This window comes from Streptomyces sp. NPDC000878, assembly GCF_053599695.1.
In genome coordinates this window covers 1-20,299 of record NZ_JBSFMT010000037.1, presented here as the reverse complement: position 1 = coordinate 20,299, position 20,299 = coordinate 1, and the positions used below count along the sequence as shown (strand labels likewise).

General features: G+C 67.7%; 17 protein-coding genes and 7 pseudogenes. 11 read left to right on the top strand and 13 right to left on the bottom strand.

Going from position 1 to position 20,299, the window contains the following annotated elements:
* Window positions 1-61 precede the first annotated feature (61 nt).
* Both ACWDR4_RS28550 and ACWDR4_RS28545 read left to right on the top strand, forming a co-directional pair.
* Complete coding sequence (locus ACWDR4_RS28550) at window positions 62-427, top strand: PadR family transcriptional regulator (protein WP_450412957.1); 366 nt, start codon at window positions 62-64, stop codon at window positions 425-427.
* Window positions 424-1,002: an HAAS signaling domain-containing protein gene (locus tag ACWDR4_RS28545; protein ID WP_403589418.1), complete on the top strand. Its 579-nt coding sequence runs from the start codon at window positions 424-426 to the stop codon at window positions 1,000-1,002. Before ACWDR4_RS28550 ends, ACWDR4_RS28545 begins: the two co-directional genes overlap by 4 nt.
* Before the next feature lie 540 nt (window positions 1,003-1,542).
* Here ACWDR4_RS28545 and murJ read toward each other — a convergent pair.
* Window positions 1,543-2,892, bottom strand: a pseudogene (gene murJ, locus ACWDR4_RS28540) (murein biosynthesis integral membrane protein MurJ); the annotation flags it as partial.
* A 131-nt stretch (window positions 2,893-3,023) separates the two neighbouring features.
* On the opposite strand from murJ, the pseudogene ACWDR4_RS28535 reads away from it, so the two are divergent.
* Window positions 3,024-3,279: pseudogene (locus ACWDR4_RS28535) on the top strand (ferredoxin); the annotation flags it as partial.
* Between the two features lie 71 nt (window positions 3,280-3,350).
* Here ACWDR4_RS28535 and ACWDR4_RS28530 read toward each other — a convergent pair.
* Together ACWDR4_RS28530 and ACWDR4_RS28525 are read right to left on the bottom strand one after the other, a co-directional pair.
* Window positions 3,351-3,791, bottom strand: a pseudogene (locus tag ACWDR4_RS28530) (tRNA (adenine-N1)-methyltransferase); the annotation flags it as partial.
* A 4-nt stretch (window positions 3,792-3,795) separates the two neighbouring features.
* A pseudogene (locus ACWDR4_RS28525) lies at window positions 3,796-4,005 on the bottom strand (proteasome ATPase); the annotation flags it as partial.
* Between the two features lie 278 nt (window positions 4,006-4,283).
* On the opposite strand from ACWDR4_RS28525, the pseudogene ACWDR4_RS28520 reads away from it, so the two are divergent.
* Window positions 4,284-4,403, top strand: a pseudogene (locus ACWDR4_RS28520) (DUF6009 family protein); the annotation flags it as partial.
* A 57-nt stretch (window positions 4,404-4,460) separates the two neighbouring features.
* On the opposite strand, the gene ACWDR4_RS28515 reads toward ACWDR4_RS28520, so the two are convergent.
* The 3 genes from ACWDR4_RS28515 to ACWDR4_RS28505 all read right to left on the bottom strand — a co-directional run bounded on the left by ACWDR4_RS28515 (window position 4,461) and on the right by ACWDR4_RS28505 (window position 8,838).
* A complete protein-coding gene (locus tag ACWDR4_RS28515) occupies window positions 4,461-6,752 on the bottom strand; it encodes a hypothetical protein (RefSeq protein WP_450413016.1) in 2,292 nt (763 codons plus the stop codon).
* Between the two features lie 896 nt (window positions 6,753-7,648).
* On the bottom strand, window positions 7,649-8,506 hold the full coding sequence (locus ACWDR4_RS28510; protein ID WP_450412956.1) for a hypothetical protein: 858 nt from the start codon (window positions 8,504-8,506) through the stop codon (window positions 7,649-7,651).
* Window positions 8,503-8,838, bottom strand: coding sequence for a CU044_2847 family protein (locus ACWDR4_RS28505; RefSeq protein ID WP_450412955.1), 336 nt, complete (start codon window positions 8,836-8,838; stop codon window positions 8,503-8,505). Before ACWDR4_RS28505 ends, ACWDR4_RS28510 begins: the two co-directional genes overlap by 4 nt.
* A gap of 249 nt (window positions 8,839-9,087) precedes the next feature.
* On the opposite strand from ACWDR4_RS28505, the gene ACWDR4_RS28500 reads away from it, so the two are divergent.
* Window positions 9,088-9,711, top strand: coding sequence for a helix-turn-helix domain-containing protein (locus tag ACWDR4_RS28500; protein ID WP_450412954.1), 624 nt, complete (start codon window positions 9,088-9,090; stop codon window positions 9,709-9,711).
* A 39-nt stretch (window positions 9,712-9,750) separates the two neighbouring features.
* On the opposite strand, the gene ACWDR4_RS28495 is transcribed toward ACWDR4_RS28500, so the two are convergent.
* From ACWDR4_RS28495 to ACWDR4_RS28480, 4 genes and pseudogenes are all read right to left on the bottom strand, one after another.
* Window positions 9,751-10,887: an IS630 family transposase gene (locus tag ACWDR4_RS28495; protein WP_450412953.1), complete on the bottom strand. Its 1,137-nt coding sequence runs from the start codon at window positions 10,885-10,887 to the stop codon at window positions 9,751-9,753.
* A gap of 81 nt (window positions 10,888-10,968) precedes the next feature.
* A complete protein-coding gene (locus ACWDR4_RS28490; protein WP_450412952.1) occupies window positions 10,969-11,319 on the bottom strand; it encodes a hypothetical protein in 351 nt (116 codons plus the stop codon).
* 52 nt (window positions 11,320-11,371) lie between these two features.
* Window positions 11,372-11,680, bottom strand: coding sequence for a hypothetical protein (locus tag ACWDR4_RS28485; RefSeq protein ID WP_450412951.1), 309 nt, complete (start codon window positions 11,678-11,680; stop codon window positions 11,372-11,374).
* 49 nt (window positions 11,681-11,729) lie between these two features.
* Window positions 11,730-12,157, bottom strand: a pseudogene (locus ACWDR4_RS28480) (IS110 family transposase); the annotation flags it as partial.
* 166 nt (window positions 12,158-12,323) lie between these two features.
* Here ACWDR4_RS28480 and ACWDR4_RS28475 point away from each other — a divergent pair.
* Both ACWDR4_RS28475 and mobF read left to right on the top strand, forming a co-directional pair.
* Window positions 12,324-12,791 carry a hypothetical protein gene (locus ACWDR4_RS28475; protein WP_450412950.1) on the top strand — a complete coding sequence of 156 codons (468 nt, stop codon included), beginning with the start codon at window positions 12,324-12,326 and terminating at the stop codon, window positions 12,789-12,791.
* A gap of 254 nt (window positions 12,792-13,045) precedes the next feature.
* A pseudogene (gene mobF / locus ACWDR4_RS28470) lies at window positions 13,046-14,977 on the top strand (MobF family relaxase).
* 442 nt (window positions 14,978-15,419) lie between these two features.
* Here the strand turns inward: mobF and ACWDR4_RS28465 are convergent.
* Together ACWDR4_RS28465 and ACWDR4_RS28460 are read right to left on the bottom strand one after the other, a co-directional pair.
* Complete coding sequence (locus ACWDR4_RS28465; protein ID WP_450412949.1) at window positions 15,420-16,514, bottom strand: hypothetical protein; 1,095 nt, start codon at window positions 16,512-16,514, stop codon at window positions 15,420-15,422.
* Window positions 16,514-16,858 (bottom strand): PadR family transcriptional regulator, encoded by a 345-nt coding sequence (locus tag ACWDR4_RS28460; RefSeq protein WP_450412948.1) that lies wholly within the window; start codon window positions 16,856-16,858, stop codon window positions 16,514-16,516. Before ACWDR4_RS28460 ends, ACWDR4_RS28465 begins: the two co-directional genes overlap by 1 nt.
* Window positions 16,859-17,594: 736 nt before the next feature.
* On the opposite strand from ACWDR4_RS28460, the gene ACWDR4_RS28455 reads away from it, so the two are divergent.
* The 4 genes from ACWDR4_RS28455 (at window position 17,595) to ACWDR4_RS28440 (ending at window position 19,601) form a co-directional block, all read left to right on the top strand.
* Window positions 17,595-17,975 carry a hypothetical protein gene (locus ACWDR4_RS28455; protein ID WP_450412947.1) on the top strand — a complete coding sequence of 127 codons (381 nt, stop codon included), beginning with the start codon at window positions 17,595-17,597 and terminating at the stop codon, window positions 17,973-17,975.
* On the top strand, window positions 17,933-18,952 hold the full coding sequence (locus tag ACWDR4_RS28450; RefSeq protein WP_450412946.1) for a replication-relaxation family protein: 1,020 nt from the start codon (window positions 17,933-17,935) through the stop codon (window positions 18,950-18,952). The genes ACWDR4_RS28455 and ACWDR4_RS28450 overlap by 43 nt, the downstream gene beginning before the upstream one ends.
* Window positions 18,953-19,038: 86 nt before the next feature.
* Window positions 19,039-19,317, top strand: coding sequence for a hypothetical protein (locus ACWDR4_RS28445; protein WP_450412945.1), 279 nt, complete (start codon window positions 19,039-19,041; stop codon window positions 19,315-19,317).
* Between the two features lie 74 nt (window positions 19,318-19,391).
* On the top strand, window positions 19,392-19,601 hold the full coding sequence (locus ACWDR4_RS28440; RefSeq protein ID WP_450412944.1) for a DUF6207 family protein: 210 nt from the start codon (window positions 19,392-19,394) through the stop codon (window positions 19,599-19,601).
* A gap of 29 nt (window positions 19,602-19,630) precedes the next feature.
* Here ACWDR4_RS28440 and ACWDR4_RS28435 read toward each other — a convergent pair whose 3' ends face one another.
* Window positions 19,631-20,233, bottom strand: a complete 603-nt coding sequence (locus ACWDR4_RS28435; RefSeq protein ID WP_450412943.1) for a hypothetical protein — start codon at window positions 20,231-20,233, stop codon at window positions 19,631-19,633.
* Between the last annotated feature and the right edge of the window lie 66 nt (window positions 20,234-20,299).

Below are 20,299 nucleotides of genomic sequence, written 5' to 3'. Positions count from 1 at the left end.
CGACAGCCGATTATGCGAGGTTGCCAGTTCCGGGGTTGACACGTCGCGTAGTATGCATTGCATGGTAGCTGGCAAAGCAAGCAATCACGTGGAGGCCCGCGGTGTGAGCCAGCTGCGCAAGGGCGTGCTGGAGTACTGCGTCCTGGCGTTGCTGTGTGACAGGCCCCGCTATGGGGTGGAGCTGCTGGAGGCTCTTGCGGATACGCCGGTCATGGCGACCAGCCAGGGGACGTTGTATCCGCTGCTGTCTCGTCTGCGCAGAAGTGGCCTGGCGGACACGTACCTGGTGGAGTCGGCCAGCGGGCCGTCTCGCAGGTACTACGAACTGACCGACCAGGGTCGACAAGCCCTGGCGGAGTTCTCCGGGCACTGGCCCGGTTTCCGTGATGCTGTTGACCGTTTTCTCGTTTCTGGAGCTGAATCATGAGCGACGCCCTGACCCACCCGCTGGTTCGCGCTTACCTGGCCTCGGTCGACAGGCAGGCAGCAGTGCTGTCCGACGACCGGCGCCGTGACCTGTTGGCGGACCTGCGCGAGCACATCGAGTCTGTGCTGCCACAGGGTGCCGATGACGCGGCGGTCCAGCAGGCTCTGGACCAGCTCGGCACCCCCCGGGAGATTGCCGCCGCCGCGATCGCCGAAGAACCCGGCGTCACCCCGCTGCAGCCGCAAAGCAGCGCGCGCACCACTCTGACCCTGGGCATGATGGTTTTGGCTGCCCCGTTCTTCGAGGTCCTCGGCATCGGCCTCGTAGTGGCCGTCCTTGCCGCCGTGCGGATCTGGCGCTCTCCAGCATGGACCAGGCGGGACAAGCGCCTGGGCATCCTCTGCGCCTTCTCACCCCTACTGGTGATCCCCGCGGCTGCCGCACTGTTCGTTCTCGCCGGCGGCCTCGGTGCCGAGGAACTCATCGGCATATTCCTGATCGCCATGGTGATCCCGCTGGCCGGAGCTATCCGACTGGGACGCAGTGCCGCACGCCTGCGCCCCCACGCAGCCTGAAAGGCCCGCCCCAACGGATCCTGCTCCGAGCAGGACATGGCCCACCTGACCGCCGTCTCGCACGACATCCTGCGCCGGGTCGGGCCACGACGTCTCGCTCCTCGCCCGAAGAGCCCGACGGCCGTGCACAGCGGGCTCAATGACCCCTCTGCCACGGCGGCCGAACTCGAGCGGCTGGCCGAACAGCTCCGTGCCCCTGCGGGAGCCCGCTAAGCGACCCAGGACGGCGAAAACCTCACCACGCACACCACCGCCAGTCCCACAGTCCTCGAACCCAGCTCCGCTGGCTCCACAGACGGCAACCGCTGACCTCATGACCGTTTCGGTAGCAATGGCGCGTCCAGCCTCCGGAGTTGGGGTGGCTTTCTCCCCTCTTGCGGCCACGTCCTTCAAATAGCGCGGCACTACAGGGCGAACGTTGCTTGATGCGGCACTAGCTACAGAAAGTGATGTTCGCCCTTACCTAGTGGGCGTATTGGCGACAGTTGAATACGCGAGGTCGCCAGTATCAGGCCTCTCACCGGTTTGAAGATGGGTTCTCAGCAGATGGCAGGCGGTGGCCAGGGCAATGTTTGCCGTGCTGATCCACACGGCCATCCAGAACGGGGTCCGAGTGTCCTCGAAGGCGTAGAAGCCACGCAGCAGCATGTACTGCGCAGAGAAGGGGATCAGGCCGAGTCCGAAAGCCTGGAGTATCTGGCCCAGCGGCACGATGGACGCTGAATCGGCTGCCCCGTGAGCGAAGATCACCTGCGCCATTTCCGGGCCGAGGGCCACGAAGAAGAAGGCGGCGGGAAAGATGACGACGCCGCTGATCCGCAGGGCCCGGGAGAGATCGCCGCGCATGCCGTCCAGGCGGTGTTCGGCGACGGGCCGGCTCATCCGCGACAACAAGGCGGTGACCAGCGAGACAGTGATGACCGACTGCGACAGCGACCAGATGGTCTGCGCGTAGGTGTAGGCGGAAAAGCCCACGCCGCCCTTGGGCAGTGTCGTGTCTGCGGCGGAGGCGTAGCGGGTCACCACCGTGCTGGCTACGAGGTTGGTAAGGACGAACAGCAGGGTCCAGCGGGCCGCGCTGATGCTCTTGCCCAGGCCTGTGCCGCGCCAGTCGAAACGTGGGCGGAAGCGGAAGCCGGCGGCCCTGGAGAAGGGGATCAGGGCAAGAGCCTGGATCGCCAGGGCGAGGTTGGTGCCCGCGCCGAGCAGCGTGACCTGGGTCTGCGTGATGTCCTGGACGGAGTCCGGGACGGTCATCATGCCGAGGTGTACGCCGAACATGGAGATCAGGACGACGTTGTTGAGGACCGGGGTTCACGTCATCGCGCCGAACTTGTTCCGGGCGTTGAGCACTTGGCCCAGGATGCTGAGCAGTCCGTGGAAGAAGATTTGCGGAAGCAGGAACCGCGCGAAGACCACCGTCAGCTGAAACGCTTCGTGGTTGGCCGGTGAGTCGCTCTGATAGAGGCTGATGATCTGCGGCGCCGCCCACACGGCCAGCAGCGTGCCGATTCCCAGCACGGACATCGTGAGGGTGACCAGACGCTGCTCGAAGGCACGTCCGCCATCCGGCTGCTCCATCCTGGCCCTCACCAACTGCGGAACCAGTACGGAGTTCAGCGCCGCCGATGAGCAGGAAGTACAGACTCGTCGGCACCGCGTTGGCCTGGTTGTACGTCGTGGCCAGAGCAGTCCCGTCCCGAGCGTGCCGGCCTGTAGGACTGTTCTCAGCAGGCCCGTCGCCCGGGACACCACAGTCCCCGCCGCCATCAGCATGGACGAGCGCATCAGCCCGCCCTTTGCCGCGCCAGATTTCGTAGCGGAGTGCCGCCCTCGCTTCTGCTTCCCCGGTAACCGCGTTCTCGCCGCGCCCTGCATCCTCTCCACCATGTGCCTAATCTGCGGCGTTGAGATCATCATCATGGGCACTGCCCCCGGGTTCTCCGGTCGGCCCGCGGTCCCCAGTCGATGCATTGCGGCGAATGGGAACTCCGGACCGTGGGGTCATGCAGTACGCAGGTGCGTCAGAGGTGTTCGAGCTGGAGATTGACGGCCTCGCATGTGAAGGGTTCGGACGACGAGTTGCTCCAGGACAAGGGCGCCACAACACCCGTGCCTCTATTGCTTCTGACGGATGTGGTGGACTCGGCCAAGGAGTGTCCGGGGGACTACATCCATGTGCGTCGGGTTTCGGACAGGGGCGAGGCGTACGGCCCGGACGCGCCGTTCTTCCACTGCTACTTGGCATGCTCGTTCACGTCGGGGCAGCAGCTCTGAACGTCGAGTGAGGAGTAGTCGAGCAGGATCGCGGTGGCCGTGGTGTCGCGCGAACAGGCGGGCGCTGGCGAGCCGATCTCGCGGATGGATTCGACGGTCCGGGCGAGCTGGGTGGTGGTCGCGACGTAGCAGCAGACGATGCCGCCGGGGACGAGGGCCTTGGAGACGGCCTCCAGGCATTCCCAGGGGGCGAGCATGTCGAGGACGACGCGGTCGACGTCGGTGTCGCTGAGGTTGTCCTGGAGGTCGCCGACGGTGAGCTGCCAGGCGGGGTGGGGGCCGCCGAAGTAGCGTTCGACGTTCTGCTGGGCGATCTCGGCGAAGTCCTCGCGGCGCTCGTAGGAGTGCAGCATGCCCTGGTCGCCGATGGCGCGGAGCAGGAAGCTGCTGAGTGAGCCGGAGCCGACCCCTGCTTCGACGACGCGTGCGCCGGGGGAGATGTCGGCGAAGGCGAGGATCTGGCCCGCGTCCTTGGGGTACACGACGGCTGCCCCGCGGGGCATGGACAGGACGCAGTGGCTGTGCGAGCCGGTCGACTTTTTCCTTGAGGGCCACGATCTGGTCGCGGGCCTCTCGGAGTGTGTTGGCGAGCCGCTCGTTCTGTGCGGACACGCCGGCCAGGTTGGTCTGCAGTTCGACGATCCGCTCTTCGAGAATCCTCGTGTGTCGCGGAGAGTCGGCGAGCTTGCGTCGCAGGACGGCGATCTCCTGCTCAAGGTAGGCAACCTACTGGTAGGAGGTAGGCACGCAGCCTACCGGCGGGCTGCGCGCGCGTCGGCGGGGGCCGTCGCGCGGGTGGGGGAGTGTCCACCGGTCAGTGATGACCGGCGACAGGTCGGCTATGCCCCTCTCTTCCTCTCCTCTCTCCCTGTCTCGCAACCCTGCTGCCGGAGGCGGCAGGGCCAACGGGGCCCCGGAGGGGCCTGTGAATCTGAGTGAGGGTGTCACCGGGTCTGCAGTGGATGACGCCGGGGTGGCTGGGCCGGTCTGGCCTGGGTGATGCGGCAGGAGGCGTCGACCCCCGCACCCTCGAACCCCGCGTCAAGGGCTACAAGACCGAACGCTCCGAAGGCGGCCCGCCCTCCACCGCCATGCCGGAACTCGGCATAACGCTCCCGCTGTAGACCGCGCCACCGATGCCTCAAATGGGCCCTCTGCTGTCGCGTCAGCCCGTAGATGCGTTACTGCCACGGGGCCGCTGCATCCAATGATGGAACCGTCCTTTCGGACGGCAATTCTGTTCGCATCTGGGCGAGCAGTTCCTCGCGCTCCTCCGCGAAGGCCGGGTCGGCCTGGTAGTCGGAGTGGCCGAGGATCGGCGCGGGCAGCGGATGCGTCTTGGTACGGCCGTAGGCGAGCGGGTCCTTGAGCGGTGGGCGGTCCACCTCGGGGCCGCAGTCGCCGGGCAGGTGTACGGGGCCGCCGATGGGGTCGGTGAGCCGGTACAGGTTGCGCCAGCAGGCCACGTCGTGGTGGAGCGAGGTGAGCGCGGCGGGGCCGAAGTGGGCCGGGAACCAGCGCCCGTACAGGCGCTCCAGCGGTGAGCCGTACGTCAGCAGCGCGACGCGCTTGCGCACGGACGGCTTGAGCTGCCAGGCGGCGGCTGCCGCGAGGACGCTGCCCTGGGAGTGCCCGGAGATGACCAGCCGGCCGCCGGTCTCCTCGGTCCAGGTGGCCATGCGCCAGGTCAGGTCGGGCACGGCGCGCTCGGCGTAGCAGGGCGGTGCGAAGGGGTGTGCGGCGCGCGGCCAGAAGGTGCCGACGTCCCAGAGGATGCCGATGGTGCGCCGCGCGGCCGGGTCCTTGTAGGCACGGAGGCTCCAGGTGACGAACAGTACGAATCCGAGGCTGATCAGCCAGGATCCGAGCGCCTGCGCGGTCTGGACAACGCCCTCGACGAGCGCGTACGTGTCGTGTGCGGCCTCGCCGGGCGTTTTGTTAGTGGTGAGGACGCCCACCTGGGCCCCGACGCCGAGGAGTAAGGACGTGGAGGCGGCCACCGCAATGACGAGGGGGCCGCGGTTGAGCGTGGCCATGGCGTAGGTTCGGGCGATGCGCTGCGTGCGCGCCGCGTCTTTGGGTTCTCCGGGGTAGCCGTCATCGACCGCGTTCCGGAGGGTCCGGCCCAGTAGCGAGGTTCGCCATCCGAGCCAACCGCACAACACCAGCAGCACGACGAGCAACGGCGGGATCACGGACGCTTGCCAGATCAGCAGGACTGGCGAGCCGGGGATGCTCGTTCCGGTGCCGTCCAGCCAGTCGGCGACCCGCTGTGACACTCCGCCGGACATCACGCCGCCCAGGGCGCAGGCCAGAGTCGTCATGGCGGGCCCGCCCAGGCCGCGCATCGCGGCGCGCGGGTCGGGATGCGCGCGATGTAGCAGGTACGCGACCACGCCCAGAGCGATCACCAGCAGTCCCTGGACGAAGGCGATGTCACCGAAGGTCGTGTCACCGGGTAGCCTGCCGCCGGATTCCCACCCCGGACGCTCCCACCCGGCGTACACCGCGGAGAGGACCAGCAGGGCGAGCGCGGCGAGCGGGAGGCGTCGTGCGAGATGCTCGTCGAGTTCCTGGTCGAGACGTTTCTCGCTGCGTCCTCGGCGGCAGACTGCCCACACCACCACGGCGGCGGTGGCAGCGATCGCCGCCATCAACAGCCACCCCAGTGTGTCCAGCAGTGTGGGTCCGGCTGGCTCGCGGTCGAAGTGTGCCGCCGCTGAGCCGACCGCAGCAGCGACCGTCAGCAGGCCAGCCGCGGTGTGCGCGGCGCGCAGCCGGGCGACCAGCCGACGCCCGTACCAGAACCCGGGCCGCCCCAGCGCCGTACGGATGTTCTCGTCGGCGGGCTCAGGGCCGTGGGTCGGCGGCCGCTGGGACTCGTACGCGCTCCAGGTACGGCGGGACAGGAACCACAGCAGGCCGGTGAGCGTGGCCGGGACCAAGGCGGCGACGGCGAGGCGGCGGCCGGGTCTGCTCCACCAGCCGCCGTCCGACATATCGGGTGACAGGAAGCCCAGCCAGGAGTGCCGATCGGTGCACGCACGCGTGCCCGCGCACTGCCACGCCGCCAGATCCAGTGCCACCTCGCAGGCGGCGGCGACCAGCAAGACCGTGAGGGTCAGGCCAACGAGCCGTACCAGAAGGCCGTACAGGCGCACCGTGCGTCCGCGGCCCCGCGCGGTGGGGCACATCCAGTGGGCGATGTTGACCACCATGAACGGCAGCAGCAACAGCCACAGGGCGCGTGTGCCGTTGCCGGAAGCAAGGTTGCCCCAGACGTATGCCTCAGGCACCGATCCGGTGCGGTGCCCGTCGTGTTCGGCCTCGACGTCCTTGGCGCGTTGGAAGACGGCCGCCGTGTCGTCGCCGGTGATCCGTACCGGGTGTGGATCGTCGAGCATTCTCTCGGGTGTTGCCCCGCCCACCCCATGGACCAGCACCTCAAGGACCAGCCCGTCGAATTCTGGCATCTGTTCGCTGCGGGCTTTCGAACGCTGCTGGATTGCCGACCGCTCGGCGCGGGCTTGCTCTGTGGCGTCGTGGACTTGACTGAGTACGGTGCGGACCGATCTCGTCTGAGGATGCTCGGCACCGAGCGTGACCGAGGTCCGCTGTGCTGCTACGGCGAGCACGTCGGTCAGCCTGTCCATGCTGTCGAGATCGCCGTCGATCTGGGCTACGGCGTGGCGCGCGGAGGCCATGGTCACCAGGGCTTCGACTGCGCGTGGGTGGTTGCTTCCCCAACGGTCGATCTGCTGCTGGCATATCGTTTCCAGGGCTTGGGACAGCCTCCTGGCGTTGCTGTTGTCCTCGTGGCGGCGGGCGGCCAAGAAGAGAACGGCGACCGTGCGCATCCGTATCTCCAGCCACTGAACGCCTCGGTCCGTGAGGCGAGTCCGACGCTGCGCCCGCCGGGCGTAGGCGGTGGCCTGTTGCCAGTCGCCGTGCCGGGCCGCGAGAACACCGTGGTGGGCGAGCGTGTAGGCCTTTTCTGCCCGTGTCTGTGCGGCGCGGAGCGCCGAATCGAGTGTCGCGCGAGCGGTGCTGACGTGCCCAGCCTCGTCGAAGACGGTGGCGAGTCTGTTGTGTACCGCGCACCGATGCCGTGCGGGTACTTGCCCGGTCTCGACCCAGCGCTGGGCCACTTCGACTGCGTTCTGGTAGTCCTGGCCCGTTCCCAGCTCTCGCAGCAGCGCCAGGAAGTAGGCGAAGTGGCCAGCAGCAGCTGGCGTGTTGAGTAAATCCACCTCGTTGGGAAGGAGAGCCAGCTCCTGTTGGAGCGGTACGAGGGCTTCCCGATCGTCGCGGACGGCACGCTCGGCGATGCCGAGCCTTTGCCGCCACCTGGGATCAGAGGCGTGGGGCATCACGTTCTCCGTCTCCAAAACAGACGTTTACTCAGTTGTCGTACAGCCCGGCGACGCTCCTTCTTGGCCTCTGCGGGGGTGAGGACGCCGTCTTCCTCCCACGCCCGCAGTTGCCTGAGAAACGCGTCGGTACTTGCCAGATTCTGCGCAACGAGGTCTTCACCCGTGTGGACCGGCATCAGTTCGTCAGACCGACGAGGCTCCGGGACAGACACCTGTTGTCGAAGATGGCCCACGTTGAGCTGGGGAAACCTGCCCATCGCGTGAAGTACAGAAGCGGCGAAGAGTACATTCGTGCCTTTAGAAGGATCCTCCCGGTTACGCTCCTCTTCCATGAGGATGCCCACTACCCGCCGTTGAGCCTGCTCGCCTCGCTGTTCGGGATGATGGCGTGGCACAGCAGCGGTGTCCACCGGGCTCCCGGAGTAGCCCGCATAGGTTCCCAGACGCTGCTCCACCCTCAGCTGTACAGCTTTGAACACTCCGCCCTCGACGCTGCCGTAGTTGATCGGCTCATGCTCCACGTTTCCGCTCAGCTGCGTGTATTCGCCGGGAGGGCAGTAAGTGCCTCGCCATCTCACGCCTGGGCGCGGCCAGTCGGTCGGGGCGGCGAGCGGGAGCTCGTGAGAGTGGGCGTTCTCGACAGCGATGAGCGCGAGGTCAGCATCCTTGATCTCGTCGCACAAGAGACCGGAAACGCGACGTCCGTCAGGTAGTTCGAGATCAAGCCGTGAGTTGTCCGGGGAGCGTAAGCGCAGGCAGTGCAGTGCTGTGAGGACGAACGCCCGAGTGATGAGAAGACCGGCGCCTAGGCACCGGTCACCTTCACTGATTCGCACCCAGTAGTCCTGGCTCATGGTGCGCCGATACTCCGCTCAACGGTGAGCGTCACCTCGAAAGACGCCTCCGCAGAGGCCTTCGAGAGGATCACCCCGGCCTCGGCCGCGAGTGTGAGCCCGAAGACCACTTGCATGCCGGTGACGGACCAGCCGTGACGTTCCGGCGTCTGAGCAAGGGCGTCCTGAGCAATGACTGCCGCCTGTTGGATCGCTTCCCGTACTTCGCTGGAGCGGTCACTCAGCGGAGCGGAGAGCCGAGCCCGGCTCGCGATCTGCCGCGCTCCGCGGGCGTCCAGTTCCACCGTCTCCACGCGTACGACCGGTATGCCCTCGGCCGGTTGGTCCCCCATGGGGTGTTCCTCCCACACGATCGTGCTGATCGCGCTCAGCGTAGACCGGAGTCGGGATCTGCTGCTGCGGAACCCGGGGCTTCGTGATTCGTGGTCCTCTCCGGGTTGGTGGGCGAAGGCCGGAAATGAGCGAGGCAGATGGATAAGGGCTGTCCCGTGTCCCGTACGGTGACGGCAGCTAGTGCCGCATCAGGCAACGCTTGCCCCCGTCGTGGGAGACTGCTCCGTCGACTGGGGGAGAGTGTGGCCGTGGAGACTGCCAACCGCGCGCTGACGGCGGACGTGATCGCGGCACTGAGGTACTGGCCCGGTGTCATATGGGGAGGTCAGAAGAATCCTCCGGACCCGGTGGACATGACCGTCCTGCCGCCCTTCTTCAACCAGACGCTGCAGGACCTTCCGTGGTGGAACCGCGACTGGAGAGTCGACCGCGTCCAGCCGGGACATCCCGTAGAGACCGGGGATCACCGCTGCGATCCCGCCGTGAGGTTCACCGAGGTGTCGATCCCGGGAACCGTCGCCTCCGACAACGGCGAGAGCCTGCCGTTCGTCGCGAAAGTCGGGTTCACGGGCGACCAACTCATGCGCCTCCAGGCCAAGATCGGTGACGTTGTCATCGGCCCGGCCGTTGCCCCTGCCGGGCGGTCGGAGCCCCATCCGTTCGGACGGATGCTCACCGGGTTGATGGATCAGCGCGGGATTCCGGTCAGGGACATGGCTAGGGCCGCCGGACTGTCGATGTCCACCATCCACATGCTCCGCCGCGGACACAATCCGAACTTGCTGCAGGCCCGCCTGATCGCCGGGATCCTGGACATGTCCGAAGCGGACGTCAGAGTCATCGCCGGACTCGACGACGGCAGTACGCAGTAGCTGACAGGTGGCGGCGCACAATGCGGAGTTGGCGCTGCGTCAAGCGACGTTCGCCCTGGTGACGACTTCGCGTAGGCGCTCGTCGGCGGCGGCGTGCTTGTTCCGCCAGATGATGTAGCGGCGGATCATGCTGCCCTGGGCCTTGTGGCTGGGATGATCGGTGCCGTCGAGGGCGAAGTAGCGCAGGGCGGTGAACTGGGCCTCGATCCGGTTGAGCCAGGAGCTGTTGGTCGGGGTGTAGGCGATCTCCACGTTGTTCGCCGCGGCCCAGGTTGCGACTCGCTGGCACCGCTTCGTCGTCAGGTGCGGCGAGTAGTTGTCGCAGACGATCGCAATGCGCACATCAGCCGGGTGCAGCGAGCGCAGGTAGCGGCAGAACTCCAGGAACTTGGAGCGGTTCTTGGTCTTCTTGATGTGGCCGTAGAGCTGATCCTTGGCGAGGTCGTAGGCGGCGAACAGGTGCCGGATCCCGTGCGGTCGGGTGTAGGTCGCGCGCCGCCGGGGCCGGGGCTCACGGTCAGGGTCCTTGCCCTTGCCACCGCGTTCGGCCCACTGGCGGCCGGGGTGGGGCTGGAGGTTGAGCGGTCCGAACTCGTCCATGCAGAAAACGACTTCGGGCTCGCCCTCCTCGGGTATGACCTCGCCATCGGCGATCGCGTAGAGGTGTTCGACGCGGGCCTTCTGGGCCGCGTAGTCAGGGTCGCGGGAGGTCTTCCAGGTCTTCACGCGTTGAAACGAGACGCCCTCCTCGCGGAGCAGGATCCGAAGGCCCTCATGGCTGATGTCGTCGACCACCCCCTCGGCGACCAGGAAGTCGGCCAGCTTGGCCACGCTCCAGGTCGAGAACGGCAGGCCGTGCTCGACCGGCTTGGACTTGGCGATCTTCTTGATCTCCCGGCGCTCGGGCAGCGTGAACGTCCTCGGCCGTCCGCCCTTGTACTTCGGGTAGAGCGAGTCGAAGCCGTCGGCGTTGAAGTTGTGGATCACGTCGCGGACCCGGTCCGCGCTGGTGAACGTGACCTCAGCGATCTTCGCCACGGGCATGCGCTGGGCGGACAGCAGCACCATCTGGGCTCGCCGCCAGGTCACCACCGACCCGGTGCCCCGTCGGACGATCCGTAGCAACCGCCTGCCCTCGTCGTCATCGATCTCACGGACCTGCACGCGTTCAGCCACGTGATCATTCTGACGGTCCAGCCGCCCGGCACAGCATCCGGGCGACGCATCACGACGGGGCGAACGTTGCCTGATGCGGCACTAGCTGCCGGAGAACACCGCGCCGTTGAAGGACACCGTGCCGCGAGAGAACATCGAGGAGCCGCCGGAAAACACGACCTGGGCGAAGTTGACCAGGCCGCCGGAGAACGTCGCGCCTTGAAAGCTCACGTCACAGTCGATGGTGATGCCGGTGAAGTCGAGATCACAGCCCTCCCAGGAGCGGTGAGTCCCCAATGGACGTCGGTAGTGGTCGCCGATGAGACGCAGGATCGTATGCCGAACCTCGCGCAGGGCGCGGTACAGGTGCTTCTGGTCCTGGTGCGCCTCATGTTGTTCTTGGGTGGGAGAGGTGCCATCGGGCAGCCCGCCGGGGTCAGGAGAGGAGGGCAATCGGAGGTAGGCGCATAAGACGTCGATGCAGACACCTCACGTTGCTATGCCGTCAAGTTTTCGGGATGAGTCCTCCGAACACGGCGCGGTCGTAGAGCCGTTGGTGCCACTCGTTGGCGTGGGCTGCAGGCTGGGTGGCGAGCACGGGGTTTGGGCCGGTCTCGATGAGGTGGAGGAGTGTCCAGGCGACGCCGTAGCAGTCGTCCGGGCCGAAGCAGGAGACAAGCGCCCGGGCTTCCTCTTCTGTGACCGGCTTCGGGATCGCGTTGAGCTGCTGGATGCGTCTGTCGATCTCTTCTTCGCTCGCGTCCCAGTCGGGAAGCGGGCCGTCGGCGACGAACGTCTGCACTTCGGGTCTCATGGGCGAATGATCGGCATCGTCGCAGCCGCGAGCAAGGCGTCTTCACTGGTCACGCGGCTGCTGCCTCCGCTGCCAACGGCGCGGGGAACGCCGACTGCTCGTCGAAGAGCTCCTGCTTCTGGAGGCAGTGGTAGAGCTGGCCGATCATGCGGTTGAAGAGGTTGCGTTGGGCGGCTGCGTGCCAGTCTCCGTGCTCGCGTCGTCGCCGGTAATGGGCGTCGGCACCGGCGGAGGCTCGCAGGGAGGAGAAGGCCCAGAGGTAGCCGGCGTGGTTGAGCCGGTCGTTCTTCACCCACCGCCGTGTGATGGACGATTTCTTCCCGGAGGCCCTGGTGACGGGTGAGGCGCCTGCGTACGCCTTCAGACCGCGGGCGTCGCTGAAGCGGGTGTGGTCTCCCCGATCTCAGCGAGGATCCGGGCGGCGAGCTGGATGCCGAGTCCGGGGAAGCTCAGCAGGATCTCAGCGTCCAGTTCGTCGGCCGACAAGCCCTGTGCCCACGCGAGATACGCCGCCACTTCCTCATCCACGCTCCCAGTGTGCCGCAGCAGAAGGCAGACGAGCCCGCGCCGAAGTGGTCTTGGTGTTGGTCGAAGTACCGTGAATGGGCTGTGCGCGTGTGCGTCTGAGTGGTGAGATTCGGACATGGAGGTTGTGCTGGCCAGCTTGATCGCTGTCGCTGGAACCCTGTTGGGATCCATCATCACCTTTACCTTCCAGCGCCGTTCCAGTACGCAAGCGGAGGTTTTCGCCCGCTCCCTGCAACTGCGCCAGGAACGTCTGACGACCTACAGCGCCTACGCAGGAGCGGTAACGGCACTCAAACAAGGGACAGTTGCCCTTTGGTTCAGTCTGCGAAGAGACGCCGACAGCCCCGAGACCCGACAGGCCTTCACCGAGTGCGACCGGCTTGGCGCTGCCACAGAAAACGCCCAGTTCAGAGTCCGGCTCCTCGCCGAAGACGACATGCTCGTCACGCTTGCTGCATCGGCCTCCGACGCCATCAGTCCAATCCGTAGGGCAGCAACGAGAACCGAACTGGCTGAACGCGAACAAGAGTTGCAGGACGCTCTCAACGCCTTCATCGTCGCCGCCGCTATCCAGATTCATTGATCTACAAGACGGAGGCGGTAGGGGGAGCGGTATGAGGGCGTGCGCTGGTTGACGGGGTGTCGGTGTTCTCTGGTGTGGGTTCGGGGTGGTGTCGGGGCTGGACCGGAGAGCGATGACACTCGCTGACCGGTCCAGCGACGCTTCCCGCCTGACGGGCACTCGGAAAGAAAGTTCGGACGCGGCTCCCGCCTGGCGGGAGGGAACGCTGACCAGGCTTTTCTTGCTGGGCAGGCCCGTGTGGCGTGGTCTGCGTGATGGATATAGCGCTGATTACCGCCGGGCAGATGTACCGCTACTACTTGCGCCAGGTCCTCGTTGGCGACGGCCGTCGACCGGGCCGCAAGTCACTTCGGAAGGCGCAGCGGGACGCCGGAGTTCCGGTCGGCAGATGGATGGGGCGGGGCCTGCCCGACCTTGGTCTCGCGCTCGGGCAGGAGGTGACCGAGGCGCAGCTGCGTTCCCTGTATGGCGAAGGCCGGCACCCGGATGCCGAACGGCTCGTAGCCGAGCAGTTGGCAGCGGGGAAGACGCCCGCGGCCGCGCGCCGGGCCGGTGCGCTCGGACGCAAGGTGAAGGTCACCGGGGCCGATCTCGTGTTCCGGCCGCAGCCGACCCTGCAACTGCTGTGGGCGCTCGGGGATGAGGAGACGCGGAAGGCGATCGAGGCCGCGCACGAGCGGGCCATCGCCGTGGTGCTCGCCTGGATCGAGGACGAGGTCGCCGTCATCCGGTAGGGCGCGGGCGGCCCCCGCCGTACCCGTCCCGTGCACGGTCTGGCCGCCGCCCGCTTCCGCCACTACGAGGCCCGCTCGGGAATGCCGCTGCTGCACGATCACCTCCTTCTGTCTCTTCGGGGCCTGCGCCCGGACGGTGTCTGGGGCGCGGTGCACTCCGAGGCCCTGCTGGAGTCGGCCGTCGCCGCGTCCGCGCTCTACAACGAAGTCGTCATGGCTGAGGCGTGCGAGGCGCTGGAGTTGGCCTCCGAGCCGCGCACCGTCACCGCCGGGCGCCGACCTGTCATGGAAGTCGCCGGTGTCCCGCACGAGCTGATCCGCTGGACTGCCCGCCGCGGCGAGCAGATCGCCGCCTGCCTCACTGAGCTGGAGCACGAGTACGTCACCGCCACCGACGACGAAGGCAACCTGAAGTTCGCGCCCGTGGTCTCCGAGCGGGCGAGGGCGAAGCTGAACCGGATCGCCGCCCGCAAGACCCGCCCCGCGAAGCCGAAGCCCCGCTCCCTCATGCAGCTGCGCGAGGACTGGCGGGACAGCGCGCGGGCCTTCCTCAAGGCCGGCGCCCACCTCATCGACTCCCTCCTCGAGCGCGCCCGCGCGGCAGCCCGGGCGATCCGGGCCCGGGTCGCCGCCGTTGTCGACGTCGGCCTGGCGGCCGTCGCCGTCACCGCCACGGTGTTCGTGATGCACAAGGACGGCTACTTCCACCGCCGCCATCTGCTCGCCGAAGCCCGCCGTCACCTCGCCCTCGTCCAGCGCGGCAGGCGCCGCGAACCCGGCCTGGACGGGACGATCGTGGACGCCGCGCTCGCCGCGCACTGCACCGACATCACCGAGGCCCGAACCGAGCGCGGCCGCAGCCCGGACTACCGCCTCTACACCGCCCGGTGGGCACCACCCGGCCCACCACCCGCACGGCGACGGCCGACTGCGGCTCCTGACCACGACGCCGACCGCGAGCCGCCTGCCGACCCGGCCGGGCCGCTCCTGCCCGTGGAGCCGGGGGAGTGGGACATCCCGCGCGTGCCGCTGCGCCACGACCGCGCCGTCATCGCCAGCACCGTGCTCACTGCCCGGCTGCGCACCGCCCGCCGTACGGGCCGCGACCCGTACGACGTCTTCGCGCACCAGCAGGCGGCGATACCCGAGCAGCTCCTCCTCTTCGGCCAAGAGGAGAAGCCCGTACGGAAGAAGGCCGACCCGGTCGTCGACGTCGCCGCGCTGCGCACCGACCTGGAAGCCCTGGAGCTGACCGCCGACCAGATCAGCCGCCTCGGTCGCGCCGGGCAGCACCTCGCCGCGCTGCGCAAAAACGCCAACGAGCGTGCGGACCAGGTCGCCGCCGACAGCGCACCGAGTGCGCAGAATCCCCCGGCCACCGACCCGGGCAGTCAGCATCAGCAGCCCGGACCCGAGCACGGACAGGGCCGTGGACCGGGCCAGCGGCTGTGACCGCCAGGAGCAGGCCGGTGGGATCCGTGATGCGGGACGCGGGACGAAGTCGCCGGGCCAGCCGTCGGGACGCGACCGGCGGGCAGGCCCCGGAGCCGGCGGGCGGCGGGCGGCGGCGGCGAGGGTGCGGTGACCAACCCCTTGAGCACGGAGGCTTCGTGATGGACCCGACCCGGCTGGAGCTCTCACCGGAGCGACCGCGACAGCTCAAGCACCTCGTTGAGGAGATCCGGCGGCGCCAGGTGGCCTACCCGCCCCCGAAGCCACCGGGGCGTTGGCGCTCGCGGCAATACCCCAGTGACCGACGGAAGCCACCGCAGCCCGCGCACTGCGGGTGCCGCCAGCGATAGGTGCGGACGACGCGTCGCGCACCGTGTGCCGGGGCGAGCGAAGCAGCGCCCCGGCCGGTATATGGCGAGACGCTGCTTCTGAAGTCACTTTGCTACTGGAGCGGCTCCGCGCTGCCTGCCATGACCAGGGCAGGGTGGCGATTCGCCTGCAGTACCGCGGACAGGATGTGTTCCAACCGGTGCGGCTCGGTATGCATGGTTGGGCCGTATCGCTCCAACAGAGCCTCTATGCGCCACTCGGCGTAGTGATCCTTGCCGGTGGCTGCTTTACAGACTGCGATGGACTCGTCCACCCATCCCTCCAGTTCCAGCATTCCTGAGAGCAGGAGGCGAGCGGTCCATCCCTTGTCGCGGAATCGGTGCGCTGGCTGCCCGACGTCGGGCATGAGTTCGCAGTCAGAGTGCAGCAGGTACTCCGGAGTGACCTGCAGCCGTTCCAGGTCCGCCAGCCTTGCCCGCTCTTCGGGGGAGTGCGCAGTAAACCTGTCCTGGTGGAGGGCGAGGACCGAATCTACCCGGCCCTGGGCTTGAAGAAGCCGGACCAGTTCGGCACGTGCGTACCGATAGGGGATGAGGAGCTCCGACAAGGCATTCACTGGGATCTCCTCGGCGAGCCAGCGGTCTTCGTAGAGCTCAAGCGCCCCGGTGTAGACCCTGATGGCTTCGTCGATCTCTCCGTGCATCTCCAGAAGTCCCGTCAGGCGGACCCATGCCGTGCCATGGCCAAGCGCTCCCTTGTAGGTCTGGATCGCTTCTTCGAGCCGGCCGTCCATCTCCTGAAACTGAGCGAGCAGGACTCGAGCGTCCTTCGACCCGAGGCGGGTGCCCAGTTGGAGAAGGACCTCGTAGAGTCGCACATTCCGGTGTCCGAGGCGCGACGCAAGGGCCGCGGCGATATCCCCGGCGCCAAGCAGTGCCTCAAGCGCGCGGCGGGTCGTTGACCGCTTGGTAGAGGCTGCGAGGGCACCGAGGAAGAAGCCGGTTGCGGTGAACAGCTTGAACAGCTTGCCCGGGCGCTCATCAATGAGCGCCGCCCACTCCTCGGCTCGAACCTCGGCACGAGCAGGATCCCGGTACGAGCGACGGGCAGCCCAGCCCACGAGGCGTTTGGCGATCCAAGGTGAGACGTCGCAGAACTCGTTCGTCAGCAGAGCCACGACGGTCGCGATCACAATTTCCGTGAGCATCAGACGCCACCAGCCAGTCCGGGACGTCCGAATGCCTGGGGAGTTGATTGGACAGCGCTGGGCCGACGTTCTGCAAGGAGGCTGGCTGCTGCGACCCGGCCGTTCGGGGTGATCGTGTAGAAGCGCCGACGCGGCTTGTTCTCTGCGGGCTGCTCCTCCCAGCGAGATGTGACCCATCCCGCCTCTTCGAGGCGATCGAGTACTCCGTAGACGGTGGGCCCGCTCCGTTTGGTCTCTTTCATGATGGCCCAGCCATGTAGATCCCTCGGGCCGTCACGGAGAGCACCAAGGAACACCTCCAGGACGTCGAGCAACGGGTCAGTGACCCGGGAGATACCACTCATGCCCCTTATCTTACCTAGGTAAGATAAGGGACCGGTGGTGGTTTGCCGGACGCCCCTCTGAGCTCTTGGTGTCCCTTTTCACCCGCGACGGCGTGGTCGGCCCCGACCATGAGGTGGACCAAGACTCGACAAGGGGTTCGATTGAGTCCGACCACACCCCCTTGTCCGAGTCGGTGCGGCCCGCCCAGCCCGGGTGATTCTCCTTGACTGACTTCGCTATCGGCCGCCATCAGGTCGAGGACAAGGGGTGGGTGTTCACGATGGCCGCCACGCGCCCGCAGGAGGGGCATGCAGCGGCCACCGAGCCATCGGGTCGGCTTCTCTCTCGCGCGGGTACGCCACCGGCCTCACGGGGCCGGTGGAGGAGGCCAACGCGCAAAGGGAGAGACCGGATGATGACCGACCACAGGCGCCCGCCGTACCCTGACCGCACCGACGAACGGCCAGCCGCGCGCCCAGCGCCGGGAGAACTGGTCGGCCGTGCAACCCGCCGCTGCCTCCTGCCGCCGGCGCTTGCGATCCCACTGCCGTACCCACTTCCGTGCCCGGCACGAACGCTGACCGCATTTCCGCAGCACACCGCTGCTTTTCGGCGTGACGACGCGTCGTCACAACCCTCTTCTCTCCTCCTCTCACTGACCAAGCCCTGGGAAATAGGTGGGGGTGGGGTGTCAGTGGTGGAGGCGATCATCAGGTTCAGGGCGCGCCTGGTGCCCTCTGCGGCCGGGCGGGGCTGATGGCGGGCAAGCGCAAGACGAACGAGGCGGGATCGTCGACCGGACTGCGCACCGATGTGCTGCGTGCGCTCGGGGTGCTCAAGGCTGCGACGGCCGATCAGATCCAGCGGCTGTCCTCACCGCACCTGACGTACCGGCACACCACGAAGAAGACGGCGGCTGCGCGGAAGGAGGCGCGCACCGCCTCTCATCGCGGTGCGCTCAACGATCTGCGCAGGCACGGCCTGTCCGTCGATGGTGGCCGCACCCGAGGGGGAGAGGAGGTGCGCCTGCTCACCAAGGACGGGCTGGCCGCCGCCGGACTCGAGTTGGACCGGGGCCGGAGGAGATGGGCGGCATGCCCAAGAGCGCGGGCCGCTCGGGTGCCTCGCACGCGATGACGGTCAACGAGACGGTGATCGCGATGATCCGCCCGAAGCCCGACCTGGACCTGGTGGCCGGTGAACCGGCCGAAGCCCTCGTGGCCGCCCAGGCCGCCGTTGACACGCACAACGGGATCGGCACCATCACCTCGTACGCCACCGAGGTCGCGCTTCCGTCGACGGGCACGTGGAAGAACCCCGGTGTGGGAGGGGCGTGGGCCGACATCGTCCTCGTCGCCCCGGAGGCCGGGCTGCCGCTGCTGTTCATCGAGGCCGACAACTGCACCGAGGAAGCCCCGGTCATCGCGGCCAAGTTCGACAAGTACATGCGCCATTTCCACCGCAGGGCGAAGGACACCGACGGCCAGGAGAAGCCGATGTGGCGCACCCGATGGTCCGCGCCCGATCCCCGGTGGGGCGACGCGTCGCACCCGCCGGTCCTGCTCGTCTTCCACCAGGTCGGCAAGCGGTCCGCGCTGAAGCAGATGGAGCGGGTCGCCGACCTCACCCGCGAGCACTGGCAGGGCCAGTGGGCCGAAGGCGGCTTCCGCGTCTACAACGGGAAGATGCCGATCGTGGCGACCACGCTGGAGCTGCTGCGCGAGCACGGCCCGGCCGGGCCCGTGTTCTGGCGCTTCGGCCGTGAGGGCTACCAGAACCTGTGGGACGCGATCGGCAACCCCCGCCGGGACGCCTTCCTCGCTCGCCGCGCCGACGACGCGCGGCGCCACCAGGCGCAGGAAGCCGCCGAACGCGAGGCTCAGCGCCCGGCGTGCGGGGACTGCGGGCAGAAGTTCACCGACGACCGGTGGAAGGCCAGCCTCGCGGTCGAATGGGATCACGGGGACAGCCACCCGCATCTGTGCGACGGCTGCAAGTACCGGGCGCTCGAAGCGGAGCAGCAGGCACGCTTGGACGAACGCGAGCGCCAGGGGACGGAGGCGGCGCACGCCGACCAGAAGGCCGGCGGCTGGTTCTCCCGCTTCCGGACCTGACTCCAGCCACCACCGGCAGCGTCGGGCTTGCCCAGGACCACCTGGGCAAGCCCGCGTTGTCAGTGGCGGCTGCAAGGCTGAACGGCATGGACAGCGATGACGAGCAGCTGCTGCGAGGCCGGGTCTACGGTCACGACGCAGACGACCCTCACCCAGGTCCCCGCCCCGGCCGCGCCTACGCCGAACTGGTCGGCGGGCCGCTGGACGGGCTGCTGCTCGACATCACCGGCTGGAGGCAGGACGAGATCGACACCGGTGTTTGCCTCCAGACCGAGCTGGGGCACTTCGGCCCCGGCGGGCGGGCACTGTACGACCCACGCCCCGGCGATCCCGCCCGCTGGGACTGGGGCGGCGACAGCCCCTGACGGCCAGCCACTCGGTCGGGTGATGACACGGCAGGGACGGAACTCTGCCAGGGCGCCCGGGCGTAGTGCCGTACATGAACCTGATCAACGAGGCACACGTGAGTGAGTCGGGCCTGGTCGTCGTCGACGTCGCGGCCGCCGACGACGCCACCGCCCTGGCCTTCCAACAGCTGCTCGCCGAACGGTGGGCGACGGCGACAGCGGAGCACACGACCCGAGACGCGTGCGAGCCCGGCGTACGGCTGCGCTGCTACTTGCACCTGCGCCAGCCGCTCGACTCGTAAGCGGGTGCCGTTGCGGCCACCTTGCCGCGCTACTTCTTCCGGATGCTGCCGCTAGAGATCCAGTGGACCAGGATCGCGGCCGTGTGCACGGCCGTTTCCGCAGCCTCCTGGGTCACAGGAGCACTGGTGGGTCCTCCCTCATGGCGGTCCCGCTGTCCGTGCCAGAGCAGGCTGATCATCGCGACGACCGCGTCAATGTCTGCGGGCGCCCCCGTCTTGTCGGAGATGACCATCTCGTACTTGTGCCGCCCCTGGTCCAAGTGGGCGCGCACCTTACCGAGGGTGGGCTCGGGCGTGTTGGGAAGGAAGAGCGGGTTGGCGACGGCCTCAACGGCCTTGATAGCACGGGAGTAGGCGGCGCTCGGGTCGGGCTTGATCCCGTACGCCTCGGAGAACGCTGCACGGAGATGATCGGCCGCCATTTCTGCCTTCGAAGCCCCAGCAGCCACAGCCTTGTTGTAGGTGGCGTGGAGCGTCTCGTCCATCCGGCGTTCGAGCCTGCCGCCGTCTTCGGAGACAGTGAAGGCAGAGTCGCCCTCGCGCAGGATGCCCTCCAACTGGCGGGCGTAAGAAGCGACCGTTTGAAGGTCTTCCCAGCCTGCTCTGGCTTCGTAGGTGACGGTGGACTCCACTTGTAGGTCAGTTCTGACTCCACCCGGCGCCTGGGGGACCTGATTTTGTAGGTGAGAAATGACTCC